Genomic DNA, 18331 nt, shown 5'->3' with positions numbered 1-18331 from the left:
TTCAAAACTGCGAACGCACGGCTCTCTCCGAACATCCCGAGCTTGGATTAAGCGAATTCACGGCCGGTCGCCGCAGAACTCCCAAATCTCGTCGTGGGTCGCGATGCACATGCGGCCATCGGTTGCGACCCAGCCTCGAAACATGCCGTCGGTGTTGTAGGGCGCCGCGATCGAGCCGTCTGCGCCGACTGCAACGAGGCCAGCGCCGATCCGGTGTGGCGCCAGGTCGCCGTGGACGACCTTGTTCGCCGCCTGTGCGACTGTCTCGCCCAAATAAGCGATCCGGCTCGCGACCTCGTGGCCGACCGCGTGGCGAAGGAAAACCTCGCCCTTGCCGGTACCGGAGACCGCGACGATGCCGTCGCGAGCGTAGGTGCCGGCGCCGATCACTGGACTGTCTCCGATCCTGCCGACGGGCTTGTTGGTGTAGCCGCCGGTCGAGGTCGCGGCCGCCAGGTGTCCGCACCGGTCGAGCGCGACGGCGCCGACGGTCCCGTGCTTCTCCGCTTCGCTAGCCATGGCCTGCTCGCCTGCCGCCTGGCGCGCCTTCATCGTCGCGAGTGCCTTCACGTGCCGCTCCGTGGTGAAATAGCTCTGCTCGACGGTCGCCATGCCCTGGGCGCGGGCGAATACGTCGGCCGCCTCGCCGCCGAGAAAGACCGCCTCGCTTCGCTCGAGCACGGCACGGGCGGCCCTGATCGGATTGCGGATGTGCCGGACGAGCGTCACCGCGCCGGCAGAAAGCGTTGCGCCGTCCATGATCGAGGCATCCAGTTCGTGGAAGCCGGCCTCGTTGAGCGCCGCGCCGTGACCCGCGTTGAAGTGCGGACTGTCCTCCATCGCGACGACGGCGGCCTCGACCGCATCCAGCGCTCGCCCGCCGGCGGCCAGGATCCTCCAGCCGGCGCGCAGCGCCTCGGCGAGCGCGGCGCGCGCCTCGGCCCATTCCGCATCCGTTAGATCCGCCTTCGCCATAACGCCGCAGCCGCCGTGGATCGCGATTGCGACCGGACCCCTCTCATTCGTGGCACGCTCGTCGTCGCCGTTGCCGGGGCGCGTCTGTTCCTTAGTTGCATGCGACGACTTGGATAGCGCTCTCATGGGAGATCCTTTGCTGCGGGGGACAAGAGTTCAGGCAGCACCTCAACCGCGACACCCGCGACGTCGGAGATCGCCTCCTGTGGGCCGGCCGGGAGGCGACCGATCCGTGGCGGCCGCTGGGTCTCGGACGCTGCCTTGGCCGTCATCTGCGGTCGATCTTGGGGTCGAGCGCGTCGCGCAGGCCGTCACCGAGAAGATTGAAGGCGAGCACGGTTAGGAAGATCGCCAGGCTCGGGAAGAGCGCGACGTGAGGCGCGTTGACCATGTCGGCGCGCGCCTCGCTGAGCATGGCGCCCCACTCAGGCGTCGGCGGCTGCGCGCCGAGGCCGAGAAACGACAAGCTCGCCGCGGTGATGATTGAGGTTCCGAGCCGCATGGAGAAGTAGACGATGATCGAGGAAATCGTGCCAGGCAGGATATGGTGGATCAGGATCGTCCAATCCGAGGCGCCAATGCTCCTGACGGCTTCAATGTAGGTCATCCGCTTGAGCACCAATGTCGAGCCGCGAACGAGGCGCGCGAAGGCCGGAACCGAGAAGACCGAGACCGCGACAACGACGTTGACGAGCGACGGACCGAGAATTGCGACGATGCCGAGTGCGAGCAGGATGCCCGGAAATGCGAACAAGACGTCGCAGATGCGCATCACGATGCGGTCCCGCCAGCCTTCGTAGTAGCCCGCGAGCAGACCGAGCAAGGTGCCCACGATGCTGCCGAGCGCGACCGAAAGGAAGCCGGTCGCAAGCGAGATCCGTGCGCCCATCAGGATACGGCTGAAGATGTCCCGGCCGAGCGGATCGACGCCGAGCAGGTGCGCCCACGACGGGCCTGCGTTGATCTGATCATAGTCGAAGAAATTCTCCGCGTCGTAGGGCGCGATCGCGGGCGCGACGATGGCCGCAAGGCACAGTACGGCAATGAAGCCGAGCGCCACGAGCGCGACCTTTTGGCGGCGGAACTTGCGCCAGAATTCAGTCCATGGCGTCCGGACAGAACCGGAAGCCGCCGCTAAGGCTGCGGAGCCGGCGGTGCCGGCGGCGACAGGCTCGATCATGGCTGCCTCACTCGTAGCGGACTGTCGGGTTGATCACGCCATAGAGCAGATCGACGGCGAGATTGATCAGGATGAATTCGGTCGAAAACAGGAGCACGAGCCCCTGGATCACCGGGTAATCGCGCTGCGCGACCGCATCGATGAGCAGTCGACCGACACCCGGCCAGTTGAACACCGCCTCGACCACAATCGAGCCGCCGAGCAGGAAGCCGAATTGCAGGCCCATCATGGTCACGACCGGGATCAACGCGTTGCGCAGACAATGCTTGAGGATTACGACACGCTCGTTAAGTCCCTTGGCGCGGGCGGTGCGCACAAAGTCCTCGCCGATCACGTCGACGAAGGAGGCGCGGGTAAAGCGGGCCATGATCGCAGCAACTGCGGCGCCGAGCGTCAGCGACGGCAGCACATAGTGGCGCCAGCTGTCGGCGCCGACCGTTGGCAGCCAGCCGAGTTCGACGGCGAATATCTGCATCAGGAGCATGCCTAGCGCGAACGGCGGGAACGAGATGCCGGAAACCGCGAGCGTCATGCCGAGCCGATCCGGCCAGCCGTTGCGAGAGACCGCCGACACGATGCCGATCGCGAGACCGGAGGCGACCGCCCAGACCATGCTGGCGAGAGTGAGCAGCAGCGTCGGTATGAATCGCTCGCTGATCTCGGTCGAGACCGGCCTGTGGGTCCGGATCGAGCGGCCTAAATCGCCGTGCAGCATCTGGCCGAAATAAGTCGCGAACTGCTGCGGCAGCGGCTTGTCAAGCCCGAGCTCGCTGCGCACCAGCGCGACCGTCTGTTCGTCGGCGTCCTGGCCGGCGGCAAGCCTCGCCGGATCGCCCGGCAGCATATGCACGAACAGGAACACCAGCACCGCTACGATCGCGAGCGTCGGCGCGAGCCCCAAGAGCCGTTTCACGAAGTAGCCGAGCATGACCCCACAACCGATGTTAGGCGAAACAGGAGATGGACGATTGAGGGGTGGCGACGATGTCGACACCCTCCGATCGGGCGATCATTCGACGGCGATATCACCGGAATCGATGTTCGAGTCCGGCATGACGTAGATGCCGGAAAGACGCTTGGCGGTGGCGTAGACGTTCTTCTCGATCACGAGGAGCGCCCAGGGCGCGTCCTGATAGATCTTCTCCTGGGCTTCCTTGTAGATCGCCGCCCTTTCGTCGTCCTTGACAGACCTCAGCGCCTTGGAGATCAAGGCGTCGACCTCGGGATTGCTGTAATAAGCGGTGTTGTTGAGCTTCGGCGGCCAAGCCTCGGTCGCAAGCAGCGGGCGCAGCGCCCAGTCGGCTTCGCCGGTCGAGGACGACCAGCCAGCATAGTACATGCGGACCTTCGCGGCCTGTGGATCCGGTGCGGTCTGTACCCATTCGGTACGCTGGCCGGGTTCAAGTGCCTGAATCTGGACCTTGACGCCGACCTGGGCGAGCTGCTGCTGCAGGAACTGGATCGTCTTCTGCGCGGTTGTGGTCGTGTAGGCGCTCCAGAGCGCCGATTCGAAGCCGTTTGGGTAGCCGGCCTCGGCGAGTAGCGCTTTCGCCTTCGCCGGATTGTAGGGCCACGGCGCCATCTTGTGAGCGTAGAGCACGCCCTCTGGCACGTAGCTGTCGGCCGGCGCCGCGAAACCTCCGAAGGCGACCTTGGCGAGTGCCTCCTTGTTGATCGCGTAGTTGATCGCCTGGCGCACGCGCACGTCGTTGAACGGCTTTTGAAGCATGTTGAAGCTGACGTACCGCAGGATGATCGACGGGCTGATCGTGGTCTTCAGCTTGTCGTTGCTCTGGAGCGCGGCCGCCTGCTCGTAGGGCAACGGATAGGCGAAATCGGCTTCGCCGGTCTGCAGCATCGCAGCGCGGGTATTGTTCTCGAGTACTGGCTTCCAGGTGATGGAATCGACCTTGGGGAAGCCCTTTCGCCAGTAATCGTCGAACTTCCTGCCCTTGACGTAGTCGGTCTGCTTCCAGTCCTCGAACACGAACGGGCCGGTGCCGACCGGATGGAAGGCGATGTCCTTGCCCCACTTGGCGAGCGCGGCCGGAGAAATCATTGCGGCCGAGGGGTGCGCAAGCGAGTTGATGAAGGGGCCGAACGGCTCCTTCAACGTGATCGTCACCGTGTATGGCGCGGTCGCCTCGGTTTTCGCTATGCGATTGAACTGGTTGAACCGGGCGAGCTTGTTGTCCGGGTTCATCACGCGGTCAAAGTTCGTCTTGACCGCCGCCGCGTTGAAGTCGGTGCCGTCGTGAAACTTGACGCCCTGGCGGAGCCTGAATGTGTAGACGAGGCCGTCGTCGGAGACCGTGTAACTCTCCACGAGTACCGGACGGACCTTCAGATCTTTGTCGAATTCGAACAGGCCCTGGTAGAACGACTTGGTCACAGCCGTCGTCAGGGTCGTGTTGGTATTGTACGGATCGAGTGTCTCCGGCTGGCCGCCGATGGCCAGGACAACGCCGCCGGCAGCGAGCGCCGTATGACCGAACGAAAGGAGCCCGGCGAGGCCGCAGGCGATCTTAAGGCTGGGGCATTTCATTGGTGGAAGACTCCGGTTTTGAAGGTCAGAACGAGGAAGATCCGCAGTCGAATGCGCCGATCGGGTGGCGGGCGACGAAATGGCCGGGACCGACTTCGTGGAGCGGCTCGACCGGCGGATCGTCACCGACGTCCCGGATCGGGCTCGGCAGATCCTCGGCGGCGAGCTCGCGACGGCCGTGACGCCGCGTCGGATCAGCGACCGGCACGGCTGCCATCAGCTTGCGCGTATAGGGATGCTGAGGGTTCTCGAAGATGGCGCGGCGCGGCCCGATCTCGACGATCTGGCCGAGATACATGACAGCAACGCGATGGCTGATCCGTTCGACGACCGCCATGTCGTGGGAGATGAAGAGATACGCGACGCCCAGCTCGCGCTGGAGCTCCATCAGCAGGTTCACGATCTGCGCCTGGATCGAGACATCAAGCGCGGAAACGGACTCGTCAGCGATGACCACTTTTGGCTCAAGCACGAGTGCGCGGGCGATCGCGATGCGCTGGCGCTGGCCGCCGGAGAATTCGTGTGGATAGTGATCGGCGTGGCCGGCCGACAATCCGACGCGTTCGAGCAGCCGACGCACCCGCGCGCGCGCCGCCGCACCGCTCGCCAAGCCGTGGACGATGAGCGGCTCCATGATCGAGTACCCGACGGTCTTGCGCGGATCGAGCGAGGCGAAAGGATCTTGAAACACAAACTGGATGTTTCTGCGCAGCTCCCGGAACCCGTTCGCCGGCATCTCGAGCACATTTCGGCCGCCGAACTCGACGATGCCGCTCTCGCTGTCTACCAGTCGGAGTAACGAACGGCCGGTCGTCGACTTGCCGCATCCGGATTCGCCGACAAGCGACAGGGTTTCGCCCGGATAGAGATCAAAACTGACCTTCTCGACGGCGTGGACACGCCGGCTCACTCTGCCGAGCAGCCCACTCGCCAGGGCGAACCGCGTGACGAGATTGCGGACTTTGAGGATCGGCGCGGCGCCGACTGCGACCGGCGGATGCGCCGCACCGGCGGCCGTGCCGCCGCTGTCGTCGGTACGCAGAAATTCGAAGGCGCGCGGCGCGTCCGTTCCGGTCATGGCACCGAGACGCGGCACGGCCGAGAGCAGCGCGCGCGTATAGGGATGGCGTGCCGCCGCAAAAATCGCCTCGGTGGCCCCCTCCTCGATCGTGCTGCCGCGGCGCATGACCAGCGCGCGCTCTGCGATCTCGGCGACGACGCCCATATCGTGCGTGATGAACAAGACGCCCATCTTCATCTCCGCCTGGAGCTGGCGGATAAGTTCGAGGATCTGCGCCTGGACGGTCACGTCGAGCGCGGTGGTCGGCTCGTCGGCGATCAGCAGCGAGGGCCGGCATGACAGCGCCATCGCTATCACCACCCGCTGGCGCATTCCGCCGGAAAGCTGATGCGGGAAACGATCGAGGACGTTGCGCGCCTCGGGGATGCGCACGAGGTCGAGCATGCGCAGCGCCTCCGCGAGTGCCGCCGTCCGTGACAGACCCTGATGCAGCCTGATCGACTCCGCGATCTGCTCGCCGACGCTAAACACCGGATTGAGCGAGGTCATCGGCTCCTGGAAGATCATCGCGATGTCCGCGCCGCGGATGTCGCGCATGGTTTTGCCGCTCGCGGTCGCGAGGTCGATGACCGCACCTGAACGGCGGCGGAAAAGCATGCGCCCGGCATCGATCTTTCCGCCGCCATGCTCGACGAGACGCATCAGCCCAAGCGAGGTCACCGACTTGCCCGAGCCGGACTCGCCGACGATCGCCAGCGTCTCGCCGCGCTCCACCGAAAATGAGACGTCCTCAACGGCGGTGACCGTCCGTTCGGAGGTCGTGAAGCGGATAGTGAGGCCTGTGACGGCGAGCACGCATCCATCTGGCAGGGAGGAAGACCGTTGCGCCGGGGCATCAGGAGCGGTCGCGATAGCGGTAGTCATGGATGGTCCTTTGATGATTCCGCCGGAGCGTCGGTCGCAGCATTCGCGCGCGGGGCGCCGGTTTTCGGAACGGCCTTCGCAAGGCTCGGGCGCAGCGCCGTGGAATGGCCGTCGTGGAGCCACGGCAGCACGGCCTCGACGAGCCGTTCGGCGGCCTCGATCGAGCGTCCGGAGGCATGGGCGACCGCTGCCGCCAGCGCTTCTATCAGAGCGAGCACGGCTGCCTCGCAATTGGCGAAGAAGCGGCTCTCCGTCGCAGCGTAGAGCGCAATGTCGGCAAGCGGCGCAATCGGCGAATGCGGGCTGTCGGTCAGCACGAGAATCGCTGCACCGGTCTCGCGTGCCCGTTTGGCAAGTAGAATCGTGTCGGCGAGGTAGCGAGGGAACGCGATCGCGATCGCGAGGTCGCCGGGGCCGAGGCGGCGCAGCGCCTTCGCCGCGTAGGCCGCGCCCTCGACGCTCGCGAGCGAGTGTATGTCGTCGCAGATTGAATCGAGCCGATGCTGGAGCAGGCCGCCGAGCCAGGCGCTCGCGCCTAAACCGATGATACAGATCCTGCGCGCCGTGAGGATCGCCTCGACAGCGCGCCTGCATTCCTCCTCGCTAAGCATACGCATGGTCCGCTCCGTGTTCTGCGCAATCTGGGCGAGAGCATCGGCGAACACATTGGCGGCGTTGCCGGTATCGTCCGGAGCGGCGCGAAGCTTCTCGACTGGGGCGAGCGCTGCCTCGAAGTCGTGCACGAGCGCCGCGCGGAATTGCGCGTAGCCCTCGAAGTCGAGCGCGCGGGCGAAACGGTTAACGGTGGGCACTGAAACGCCGACGATTTCGGCGAGATCCTCCACCCGCATGGTGGCCACGCGCAATGGGCGATCGAGCACATAGTCAGCAATCTGCCGATGCGACGGCGACAGCTCGGCGCGGGCGATACGCTGCACGATCGAACTCTTGTCGGTCGGCAAACATCCCCCCGTCAATTGAGTGAATAATATCACTGATATAGTTGCTATGATATTTTTCAGTCATACAAGCCTAAAATTTCGTCGGCCGGGCCACCATCCCGATCGCTCTTTGGGCAGTGGCTTTGTTCTGAGTGGCGCGCCATTCCGCCCCAGCGTCTCGTTTAATCATCAGAGTTGCGCGGTTTGTCTGGATCGCAGGTGGCCGCCGAGTCCGGCAAGGGCAGGGCCAGGCGGCAAGTAGCGGACATCCAGCCATGAGCGGCCGGTGCCGTTGACCCCGCATAGACTCCAAAAGCCACGCAGAGAATGGACGCGAGTGCCCCATTCAGCACTTCGTCATGCTTTGCGATGCGCGCCGAAGCGTAGTCACCAAGGATCGAGCAGAGCCCGCTAGTGTGGTGGATCTGACGCTCGTTTCAGTATTGCAGCGAGTTCTTCGAACGAGCGTCAGATCCAAAACCACACTAGAATCATAATGATGCTAGTGTCCCCTTGTTTCCAACGTTCGTATGAGCGCCTGCTGCAATGGGATACGAACGTTGGAAACAGGACACTAGTGTGGCGTCTCGCAATTGCCTATGCCCTTTGCGGCAAGCCCCTGTAGGCAATTGCGAGACATAAGCCACACTAGCTTTTTGATTTTGCCAGTGTCCCGATGTCTCCGAATGACCGTGCGAGGGTGAGGCAAACGAAGCGGTAATTCGGAGACGGGACACTAGGAATGCTCGACGCCGCAAGGAAAAGATTGCTTGTCTCAAGGACCTCGGTGACAAGCTGCAGCAGCGCCATGATCGGGCGGTGATCCCACCCTTGCCGAAGCCAAGATGTAGATCATGACAGGCATCATCACAACATTCGAGGCGACGATGTCGATGGCGTTGCCGATCGCAATGCCCTTGTCGCCGTCATGTTGACTATCAAAGCTCTCGTTCCGTTGACGGCTTTGTGCCGGCCGAGCTTAGATCCCGAAACCAGAACTCGCATCGTAGGAACTTGATAATGAGCGATGAACCAGAAGCGCCGGAGGCTCTCGTTAGTCTGCGTCAGAGCATCGACAACATCGATGCTGCATTGGTTTACATGTTGGCGGAGCGCTTCAAGTGCACCCGGTTGATTGGCGAGCTCAAAGCGGCTTCGGGATTACCGGCCGCCGATCCCAGCAGGGAAGCGGTTCAAATTTCGCGGTTGAGGCGGCTGGCTGGTGCAGCAAACTTGGATGCTGTGTTTGCAGAGAAGTTTCTCAAGTTCATCATCGAGGAGGTGATCCGGCATCATAACGAGGTTGCCGCCGATAGCCACAATCGCGCTGGTCAATGACGACGCGGTCGAATGCGCAGTCGTTGGTGAGGCGCGGCTAACCTGCATCGTCCCGGAGAGCCTCCATTTTTCAGGATTGCGCGCGACAGATCCGAGTGCTCTCGTTATTGAGCCTCTCATATCGTTCGAGAGCGACACGCCACACGGCTCTTGGATTGACAACCGATTTTTCAACGATCACTGTCAAGCGCGCGTCATAGCGCCGTTACCAACCCCGAACATTGTTGCGGACGATTTCCAACCGCACGTTTGGGGGCTTGCTTGATGTCCGACGATTCCGTCGCAACGATTCGACGTCCATTCACGGCGGCGCGGGCGCGCCGGCTGCTGGCGCTGGTCCTGGCGGTGCCGATGCTGTCGATGGTGGCCCTGGCACCGGCCTGCGCCGATGATGATGACGACGATGACGAGGCCTATGCCATCGGTCTGTGGGGCGATCTGCCCTATTCGACGCTGCAGGCGACCGTCGGCGTGCCCAACCTGATTGCCGACATGAATGCCCATCGCCTGAAATTCACCGCGCATGACGGCGATCTCAAGCAGGGCTCCGGCTCGTTCTGCGACGCCGGGCTTTATGCCCAGGCGCTGGCCTATTTCAACAGTCTCGAGGCGCCGGCGATGTTTACGCCGGGCGACAACGACTGGACTGACTGCGACCGCCCCGCCAACGGCGGCTTCAATTCGCGCGACCGCCTCGACTATGAGCGCAAGGTGTTCTTCTCGACGCCGGACTCCCTCGGCCAGCACCGCATCCGCCAGGAGGTGCAGAACGAGGCGCTCTGCCTCGGCGCCAACGGCACCATGGTGGCCTGCGTCGAAAACCGCCGCTGGACCGTCGGCCGCGTCACCTATGCGACGCTCAACGTCGCCGGCTCCTGCAACAACCTGTGCGACACCAATCCGGATGCCGCGGAGTTCACCGCGCGCAACGCCGCCAACATCCGCTGGCTGCAGGAGACGTTCGCCGCCGCCAAAAAGCACAGGTCGGTCGCCGTGATGCTGATCACCCAGGCCAATCCCGGCTGGGACAAGACCGACGCGACGCGGGCGCCGCTGCGCGATCCGAAGATGCTCGCGGAGATCGACGAGCAGCCGGACGGCTACGCCGCGTTCCTGTCGGCGCTGCGCGACGAGGTCACCGCCTTCCGCAGGCCGGTCGCCTATGTGCACGGAGATTCGCACTATTTCCGCATCGACCAGCCGCTGCTCGACGCGCAGGGCCAGCGCCTCGAGAATTTCACGCGGGTCGAAACCTTCGGCGACAACCAGGGCAACGGCAATAACGACGTGCGCTGGGTCAAGGTGACGGTCGATCCGAGGAGCCGCGACGTGTTCTCCTATCAGGCTGTCACCGTGCCGGCCAACCGCACGGCGGTGCCGGCGCCAGCGCGCAACTGATCCTGTGCGATCCGGCGTTAGAACCGGGACACTAGCGCGGTGGATCCGACGCTCGTATCAGTATTGCAGCGAACTGTTCATACGAGCGTCGGATCCAAAACCGCACTAGCCGTTCTCGCCGAAGATCATCGGAAATCCGATCCTGCCCGCCATCCACGGCGGCATGGCCGGCGCCGGGCGAGGAATAGGCGACGTCAGGCTTCGATGGCCGGTCCGGCCGCAGCAGGGGCATTCACCGCACCCGATAATCCGCTATACTGCGCGCGGCGGCTTGCTGGGAGGTGTGATGGCAACGTTTCCGCTCCAGCTGATATCCCCCGAAGAACTGGTCTATTCCGGCGACGTCGATCAGGTCGACCTGCCGGGCGTGGCCGGCGATCTCGGCATTCTCGCCGGCCACGCTCCGACGGTCGCCATGCTCCGACCGGGCATCGTGACGGTCATGGCCGGCGGCAAGACGAATGCGCGTTTCGTCATCCTCGGCGGACTTGCCGAGATGTCGACCACGTTGCTGACGATCCTCGCCGACTCGGCCAAGGCCGTCGACGACTTCGACCTCTCAGGCTTCAAGGCGCAGATCGAGGAACTGGAAGCGAGCCTGCCGCAGACGGCGGCGGGCGAGGCGTTCGATGGCGCCATCGCGCGGCTCGATCACTACCGGTCGATCCACTACAATCTGACGTCGCAACTCGTCGCGCCGTTCTGAGGGCGGGCGGCCAAACCAGCGGAGACCTTCGCCATGACGACGTTCGACAGCCGTGAACAGGGCTTCGAAGCCAAGTTCGCCTTCGACGAGGAGCTGAAGTTCAAGGCGATCGCTCGCCGCAATCGGATGCTGGGGGCCTGGGCCGCCGACAGACTCGGGCTGACGGGTGAGGCGGCGGCGGCCTATGCCAAGAATCTGGTCACATCGGAACTCGACACCTTCGGCAGCGACGATACCCTTCACAGGGTGGGACAAGACCTCGCGCAGAAGGGCGTGTCGCGCGAGGAGGTCGAACAGAAGATGGCTGAGTTCCTCCTTGTCGCCGTCGCGCAGATCGAGGCCGGCAATTAGCGGAGCGGTTTGACATCGCGGTCAGGGCGCATCTTTTCGCTCCCGTTGTCGCAGCCCTCCCCCTATCCGGATCGGCGTGGCGGTGGCGAAGGGCAGAGCGTCCGCCGCGCCGGTGCAGATCGCGCCCCGCGCCCGACAACGACACGCTCGGCGTAACGGATCCCCCGCTTGCCACGCAGGATGACGGCTGAGGAAGTGGCGCTGCTCGCGCAACCTCCCGCAACAGCCGGCGTCTAGTGTCCGGTCTCCGAATTACCGCTTCGTTTGCCTCACGCTCGCACGGTCATTCGGAGACATAGGGACACTAGCAAAATCAAAGTGCTAGATGTCTCGCAATTGCCTAGGAGAGGGTTGCCGCGAAGGCGGTGGGCAATTGCCAGACGCCACACTAGTCGATCGCGATGGTCAGATCCGGCGGCGGCGCCGCGCGTCGTGTCCCGCCTCGGGAAATTTCGGGAATCGTGCCGCGAAGTTTTCTCCCGCGAGATTACCGATAAATCGTGAAGACACGTCGTCGGCGCCAAACTTAAATACCGCTAGATCGTGTCTCACCCGCAGCGCCCGCCACCGGAGAGAAGCGATCGCCAACAAACCACGACGGCTTCGGCACGATCGTGGACCGCTATCTTTGTGAGGAGACGTCCCGTTCAAGAGGCCGCCGAGGCGCTCGGGTGAAAGCTCGAGCGAAGGTGCTCGAACGGCGTCACAGGAGGACCCGTCGATGAGGAAGTATCTGAATTCCGTATCCTTGCTGTCCGTCTTGGTGGCGGCGCCGCTCATGACGATGGCGCACGCTGAGGACAAGCTCGAATCGCTCGCGAAGAGCGAAAACAACTGGGTGATGCAGGGCAAGAACTACAGCGCCAATCACTACAGCACCCTGACCCAGGTCAACGCCGGAAACGTCAAGAATCTGAAAGTGGCCTGGTCGTTCTCGACCGGCCTGTTGAGCGGTCACGAGGGCTCGCCGCTCGTCGTCAACGGCAAGATGTATATTCATACATCCTTCCCCAACAACACTTTCGCCCTCGACCTCGACGACCCGACCCGCATCCTGTGGCAGGACAAGCCGAAGCAGAACGCCGCGGCCCGTGCGGTGGCCTGCTGCGACATCGTCAATCGCGGTCTTGCCTTCTGGCCGGGTGATGGCAAGACGCCGCCGCTCATCCTCAAGACGCTGCTGGACGGCCACGTCGCCGCGCTCAATGCCGACACCGGCGCGGTGGTCTGGAAGATCGAGAATTCGGACTACAAGGTCGGATCGACGCTCACCGTGGCGCCCCATGTCTACAAGGATATCGTCCTGATCGGCAGCTCCGGCGCCGAACTCGGTGTCCGCGGCTACATGACCGCTTATGACGTCCGCACCGGCGAACAGAAGTGGCGCGCCTATGCGACCGGGCCGGATTCCGATGTTCTGATCGGCGACAGCTTCAACAAGGCCAATCCGCATTACGGCCAGAAGGGCCTCGGCACCTCGACCTGGGAGGGCGAAGCCTGGAAGATCGGCGGCGGCACCAACTGGGGCTGGTTCTCCTACGATCCGGACACCAATCTCGTCTATTACGGCAGCGGCAATCCGGCGCCGTGGAACGAGACCATGCGGCCGGGCGACAACAAATGGACCATGACGATCTGGGGCCGCGACCTCGACACCGGCGAGGCGAAGTTCGGCTACCAGAAGACGCCGCACGACGAATGGGATTATGCCGGCATCAACTTCATGATGCTCAGCGAGCAGAAGGACAAGGACGGCAAGACGCGCAAGCTGCTGACGCATCCCGACCGCAACGGCATCGTCTACACCCTCGACCGTACCGACGGCACGCTGATCTCCGCCAACAAGATCGACGACACGGTCAACGTGTTCAAGAAGGTCGATCTCAAGAGCGGTGTCCCGGTCCGCGATCCTGAATACGGCACGCGCATGGATCATCTCGCCAAGGACGTCTGTCCGTCGGCGATGGGCTACCACAACCAGGGGCTCGATTCCTACGACCCGACCAAGGAGCTGTTCTTCCTCGGCGTCAACCACATCTGCATGGACTGGGAGCCCTTCATGCTTCCCTACCGCGCAGGACAGTTCTTCGTCGGCGCGACGCTGAACATGTATCCCGGGCCCAAGGGCAACCGGCAGCTGGCCGAGGGCCTCGGCCAGATCAAGGCCTACAACGCCATTACCGGCAACTTCAAATGGGAGAAGATGGAGCGTTTCGCCGTGTGGGGCGGAACGGCGGCGACTGCCGGCAACGTCGTGTTCTACGGAACGCTCGACGGCTTCATCAAGGCTCGCCACAGCGACACCGGCGAACTTCTCTGGAAGTTCAAGCTGCCCTCCGGCGTCATCGGCCATCCGATCGTGTTCCAGCACAAGGGGACCGAGTACGTCGCCATCCTGTACGGCGTCGGCGGCTGGCCGGGCGTCGGCCTCGTCTTCGATCTCCAGGATCCGACCGCCGGCCTCGGTGCGGTGGGCGCCTTCAAGCAGCTCGCCAACTACACCCAGATGGGTGGCGGCCTGATGGTGTTCTCGCTCGATGGCAAGGGGCCCTACGACGACGTCAACGTCGGCGAATACAAGGCGAACTGACGCCGCCGGCGGCGAAGACAGGCGATTGTCCGGGTGCGTTCGTCGCATCCGGACGATCGATCCCTCGCCGGCATCCGAGGTCAGGGATGCTCGACGAGGCAGTCAGGCAACACCACAAACTTCAACGGGACATCGCACATGTCGGCTCAATCGCGCTTCTCAACTGCAGCAGGTTTCGCAGCCCTGGCGTTGCTGTGGTCCGGCGCCGCGTCCGCGGCCTCATTCGGCAGCTCGGGCGATCAGCCGGCCGCCCCATCGGCGGCGGCCGCGCCGGCGGACCCCACCAAGCTCCGGGTCTGCGCCGCGAAAAATCAGCCGCCGCTGTCGCTGGAGGACGGCTCGGGTCTCGAAAACAGGATCGCGGTCGTGCTGGCCGAGACGATGAAGCGCAAGGCTGAGTTCGTCTGGTCGGAACGGCCGGCGATCTATCTCGTGCGCGACTTTCTCGACAAGAAGGTATGCGACGTCGTCATCGGCCTCGACACCGGCGATCCGCGTGTCGCCACGTCGAAGCCCTATTATCGCACGGGCTACGTCTTCATCAGCCGCGCGAACCGCAACCTCGACATCAAATCCTGGTCCGATCCGCGGCTGAAGAAGCTCGGCCACATCGTCGTCTCTTTCGGCTCTCCCGGGGAGGCTCTGCTCAAGCAGCTCGGCCGCTACGACGACAACATGAATTATCTCTATTCCCTGGTGAATTTCCGTTCTCCGCGCAATCAATACACGCAGATCGATCCCGTGCGCATGGTCGGCGAGGTCGTCAGCGGCGGCGCCGATATCGCCGTCGGCTTCGCGCCGGACGTCGCGCGCTATGTCAAGGCGTCGTCGACACCGCTGCGCGTGACCCTGATCGAGGACGACGCGTTGAATGGCCGCGGCGAGAAGCTGCCGCAGCGCTTCGACCAGTCGGTCGCCGTCCGCCGCGACGACAAGGCGCTCCTCGCCGAGATCGACGCGGCACTCGTCAAGGCCAAAGCCAGGATCGAGGACCTTCTCAAGGCCGAGGGCGTCCCGCTGCTGCCGGCGGCGACCAAGAGCGCCGGACTGAAGAACTGAGGGACGGGAACGATCGTGTCAAAGGTCAAGAAAGCCGCCAGCCTGGCCATCCTGGGCGCCATCGGCAGCGTCGTGGCGCTAGCGGCGGCAGCGCAGGTCTCGGCGATCGATTTTCGCAATACGATCACCGGGGAAGTTCTGAACTTCAATGACGCGCTGCCCGAAGATCGCGACACGGCGGGCGTCAAGACATTCATGGAAACGGGTCGAAATCCCTACATCGAGGACTTGAGCTGCCTCAAGCAGGGCGAGCAGACCTTCCTGTCGGCCTGTTCCGGCTGCCACGGCCATCTCGGCGAAGGCAAGATCGGTCCCGGTCTCAACGACAGCTACTGGACCTATCCGCAGAACGAAACCGACGAAGGCCTGTTCTCGACGATCTTCGGCGGTGCCCAGGGGGCGATGGGCCCGCAATATCAGAACCTCACCCTCGACGAGATGCTGAAGGTGATGTCGTGGGTCAGGCATCTCTACAAGGACGCGCCCGAGAAGGCGACCTGGCTCACCGCCGAGCAGCAGAAGAAGTTCAAGCCCTATCCAGGACATGAAAGCTTTCCGGACGATCCGCCCGGTCTGTGCAGGCCGAAAGGCAAGTAGGTTTCCGCCGCCGTCAAACGCGGCGCGACTCGAGAGGCGAGGCCGCCTCGAACAACAGGAGGAAGCGATGGGAGTGATTCGTTTCGCCACGGTCCTGACCGCGGCATTGATGTTCGGCGGAGCGGCGGGCACGGCCGCATTCGCCTATGACGGAACGAAATGCAAGGCCGCCGGCAACTGCTGGGAGCCGAAGCCGGGCTTCCCGGAAAAGATCCAGGGATCAAAATACGATCCCAAGCATGATCCCAAGGAGCTCGCCAAGCAGCAGACGACGATCGAGGGCATGGAGGAGCGCAACCGCAAGCGCGTTGCGTATTTCAAGAAGTCCGGCAAGTGGGAATACGACGTCGCCAAGATTCCCGCCCAATGACGGGCGTCGTCGCGTCAGCCGAGCGATAGACCTCAGCGGCCACGATCTGGAAACGGTGTGTTTCAGCATCAGCGCACCCGATCCTTCCCGAGATCGTGGCCGCCTTTTTCTTCCGAGTGCCCTTTGCTTTCCGAAGTTCGTCGAAGGAGATGCGGCACCGATGTACGAACTTCGGAAAGCGGGCACGAGTGCGGTGGATCTGACGCTCGTATCAGCATTGCAGCGCATTCGTCGTATGAGCGTCAGATCCAAAGCCGCACTCGGAAAGCGGGCACGAGTGCGGTGGATCTGACGCTCGTATCAGCATTTGCAGCGTATTCGTCGTACGAGCGCCAGATCCAAAGCCGCACTCGAATCATAAATTTTCTGGTGCCCTTTGCTTTCCGAAGTTCGTCGAAGGAGATGCGGCACCGATGTACGAACTTCGGAAAGCGGGCACCAGGTGGACCTGCGCTTGAACGAAACCTCGACCAGCACGCGTAATCTCGCCGAATGGCGCGAGCGTGCCTTGCATTTCGAGAGCGAGATCGGCAGGGCGGTCATCGGCCAGGGGCGGGTGATCCGGCTCGTGACGGTCTGCGTCTTCGCTCGCGGCCACGTCCTGATCGAGGGCGATGTCGGCGTCGGAAAGACGACGCTGCTGCGCTCGGTCTCGCGCGCGCTCGGCGGCGACTTCGCCCGGGTGGAGGGCACGGTCGACATGATGCCCGGCGATATTCTCTATCACACCTATCTCGCCGACGACGGCCGGCCCCGTGTCGAACCCTCGGAGGTGCTGCGCCTCGCCGGCAGCCTGCCGGTGTTCTTCTTCAACGAGATCAATCGTGCCCGGCCGCAGGTCCACTCCCTGCTGCTGCGCCTGATGGCCGAGCGCAGCGCCACGGCGTTCAATCGGGTCTATCATTTTCCCTATCTTCAGGTCTTCGCCGACCGCAACGTGGTGGAGCGCGAAGAGACCTTCGAATTGCCGGCGGCGGCCCGCGACCGGTTCTTCATGGAAATCACCATGGCTGCCCCTGGCGACGACGAGGCACGGCGGAAGCTGGTGTTCGATCCGGCGTTCCAGGATGTGGACGGGCTGCTCGACAGGGTCGCGCCCGGCTCCTTCGACTATCGCGACGTCGCGGATGTCGCCCGTGCCATCCAGGCGACGGTGCGCTCAAGCGACGCGATCGAGCGCTACGTGCTCAGTCTCTGGCGGGCGCTGGTCGATCCGGCGTCCGCCGGGGTATCGCTGCCCGATCTCGACGTGACGAACCTCGTCAAGGGCGGTGCCAGTCCGCGCGGACTGGCGTCGCTGGTGCGCGCGGCGCGGGTCCGCGCCTGGCTGGAGGGGCGGGACCATCTCGTTCCCGATGACATCAGGGACGTCTTCATCGAGGTCATGGCGCACCGGATCTTCGTCGATCCGATCCATGCGATGCGCGGCGACGAGGCGGTCAGGCGGCTGTGCCACGCCGTGTTCGATGCGACGCCGGTGCCATGACGAGCCCGGCGGACATTCTGTACCGGCCCTTCGGCAGGTTCAGGTCGAACCATGTCGGGGCGCATTCGTCGAGCGAAGTCGGTGGTCTGGGCGTGTTTCGCGACCAGACGCCGTTCCGACGCTACCCCGACGCCCGCCGGATCGACATCCGGGCGACCTTGCGCGATCCGTTCGGTGAAACCTATGTCCGACGCTTCGAGCAGCGCAGCGCGATCGACGTCTACGTCCTCGTCGACCTCTCCGCATCGATGGGCTTCTGCGGCGCCGCCGACAGATTTGCCGCCGCCGGCGAACTCTGCGCCGCGTTGGCCTATTCGTCGACGCGGATCGGCGATCGCTTCGGCCTGATCGGTTGCGGCGAGGCGCTGCGCCGTGAGACGACGTTTCCGGCGACGCGCTCGAAGACTGCGGCCCTTGCCGCCGTCGCGGCGATCGGCCGTGAGCGGCCGGGCGATCCGGGCGCCGAAGGCTTCGTCGCGGCGGCGGCTCTCCTCGGCGTCGCACGAAAGCTCGTGTTCGTGGTTTCCGATTTCCGCTGGCCGGGGCGTCTTGTCGACCGTGTCTTCGAGGCGCTGGCGCATCATGACGTCGTTCCCCTCGTTCTTGCGGATTCGGTCGAGATTTCGCCGCCGAAATGGGGGCTGCTCGAATTGCGGGACAGCGAGACCGGGCGCCGTCGAACGCTGTTGATGAGGCCCGGTCTGCGGCAGCGCTGGGCCGAACGCGAAGGCGACCGCCGGCGAGAGCTGTTGCGATCCTCCGCCGGCCGTGCCCGGGCCCCGATCTTTCTGACGGACGGCTTCGATCCCGTCGACCTGAGCTTGCGCCTGTCGGCGGTGTGAGGGGTGGA

Annotated in this window: 16 protein-coding genes; 10 read left to right on the top strand and 6 right to left on the bottom strand. The window is 63.9% G+C overall.

What is annotated here, in order from left to right; genetic code table 11:
• Positions 1-57: 57 nt before the first annotated feature.
• The 6 genes from DB459_RS06445 to DB459_RS06420 all read right to left on the bottom strand — a co-directional run bounded on the left by DB459_RS06445 (position 58) and on the right by DB459_RS06420 (position 7607).
• Complete coding sequence (locus tag DB459_RS06445) at positions 58-1101, bottom strand: isoaspartyl peptidase/L-asparaginase family protein (protein ID WP_256519310.1); 1044 nt, start codon at positions 1099-1101, stop codon at positions 58-60.
• 142 nt (positions 1102-1243) lie between these two features.
• Positions 1244-2155 carry a glutathione ABC transporter permease GsiD gene (gene gsiD, locus DB459_RS06440; protein WP_253712079.1) on the bottom strand — a complete coding sequence of 304 codons (912 nt, stop codon included), beginning with the start codon at positions 2153-2155 and terminating at the stop codon, positions 1244-1246.
• 7 nt (positions 2156-2162) lie between these two features.
• Entirely contained in the window at positions 2163-3083 is a 921-nt protein-coding gene (gene gsiC / locus DB459_RS06435) for a glutathione ABC transporter permease GsiC (protein WP_253712078.1), read from the bottom strand.
• An 81-nt stretch (positions 3084-3164) separates the two neighbouring features.
• Positions 3165-4700, bottom strand: a complete 1536-nt coding sequence (gene gsiB / locus DB459_RS06430; RefSeq protein WP_253712077.1) for a glutathione ABC transporter substrate-binding protein GsiB — start codon at positions 4698-4700, stop codon at positions 3165-3167.
• A 25-nt stretch (positions 4701-4725) separates the two neighbouring features.
• The gene (locus tag DB459_RS06425) at positions 4726-6645 is read right to left on the bottom strand and encodes a dipeptide ABC transporter ATP-binding protein (protein ID WP_253713441.1); all 1920 of its coding nucleotides are present in this window, start codon (positions 6643-6645) and stop codon (positions 4726-4728) included.
• Complete coding sequence (locus DB459_RS06420; RefSeq protein ID WP_253712076.1) at positions 6642-7607, bottom strand: MurR/RpiR family transcriptional regulator; 966 nt, start codon at positions 7605-7607, stop codon at positions 6642-6644. The genes DB459_RS06425 and DB459_RS06420 overlap by 4 nt, the downstream gene beginning before the upstream one ends.
• 999 nt (positions 7608-8606) lie before the next feature.
• Here DB459_RS06420 and DB459_RS06415 point away from each other — a divergent pair.
• The 10 genes from DB459_RS06415 (at position 8607) to DB459_RS06370 (ending at position 18323) form a co-directional block, all read left to right on the top strand.
• Entirely contained in the window at positions 8607-8924 is a 318-nt protein-coding gene (locus DB459_RS06415) for a chorismate mutase (protein WP_253712075.1), read from the top strand.
• A 264-nt stretch (positions 8925-9188) separates the two neighbouring features.
• Complete coding sequence (locus tag DB459_RS06410; protein WP_371926881.1) at positions 9189-10322, top strand: hypothetical protein; 1134 nt, start codon at positions 9189-9191, stop codon at positions 10320-10322.
• Between the two features lie 286 nt (positions 10323-10608).
• Positions 10609-11028, top strand: coding sequence for a F0F1 ATP synthase subunit epsilon (locus DB459_RS06405; RefSeq protein ID WP_253712074.1), 420 nt, complete (start codon positions 10609-10611; stop codon positions 11026-11028).
• Between the two features lie 33 nt (positions 11029-11061).
• Positions 11062-11379: a DUF1476 domain-containing protein gene (locus tag DB459_RS06400; RefSeq protein WP_253712073.1), complete on the top strand. Its 318-nt coding sequence runs from the start codon at positions 11062-11064 to the stop codon at positions 11377-11379.
• 721 nt (positions 11380-12100) lie between these two features.
• A complete protein-coding gene (locus DB459_RS06395) occupies positions 12101-13969 on the top strand; it encodes a methanol/ethanol family PQQ-dependent dehydrogenase (protein WP_253712072.1) in 1869 nt (622 codons plus the stop codon).
• Between the two features lie 138 nt (positions 13970-14107).
• Positions 14108-15028, top strand: coding sequence for a methanol oxidation system protein MoxJ (moxJ, locus tag DB459_RS06390; RefSeq protein WP_253712071.1), 921 nt, complete (start codon positions 14108-14110; stop codon positions 15026-15028).
• A gap of 15 nt (positions 15029-15043) precedes the next feature.
• On the top strand, positions 15044-15625 hold the full coding sequence (gene moxG / locus DB459_RS06385; protein ID WP_253712070.1) for a cytochrome c(L), periplasmic: 582 nt from the start codon (positions 15044-15046) through the stop codon (positions 15623-15625).
• A 109-nt stretch (positions 15626-15734) separates the two neighbouring features.
• The gene (locus DB459_RS06380; RefSeq protein ID WP_253713439.1) at positions 15735-15995 is read left to right on the top strand and encodes a methanol dehydrogenase [cytochrome c] subunit; all 261 of its coding nucleotides are present in this window, start codon (positions 15735-15737) and stop codon (positions 15993-15995) included.
• Positions 15996-16449: 454 nt separating this feature from the next.
• Positions 16450-17481 carry a MoxR family ATPase gene (locus tag DB459_RS06375; protein ID WP_253712069.1) on the top strand — a complete coding sequence of 344 codons (1032 nt, stop codon included), beginning with the start codon at positions 16450-16452 and terminating at the stop codon, positions 17479-17481.
• Positions 17478-18323: a DUF58 domain-containing protein gene (locus DB459_RS06370; protein WP_253712068.1), complete on the top strand. Its 846-nt coding sequence runs from the start codon at positions 17478-17480 to the stop codon at positions 18321-18323. Before DB459_RS06375 ends, DB459_RS06370 begins: the two co-directional genes overlap by 4 nt.
• Positions 18324-18331 lie beyond the last annotated feature (8 nt).

This window comes from Bradyrhizobium sp. WD16 (assembly GCF_024181725.1).
GTDB lineage: Bacteria > Pseudomonadota > Alphaproteobacteria > Rhizobiales > Xanthobacteraceae > Bradyrhizobium_A.
The sequence above is the reverse complement of the archived record's forward strand: the minus strand, read 5'-3'. Positions and strand labels throughout refer to the sequence as shown.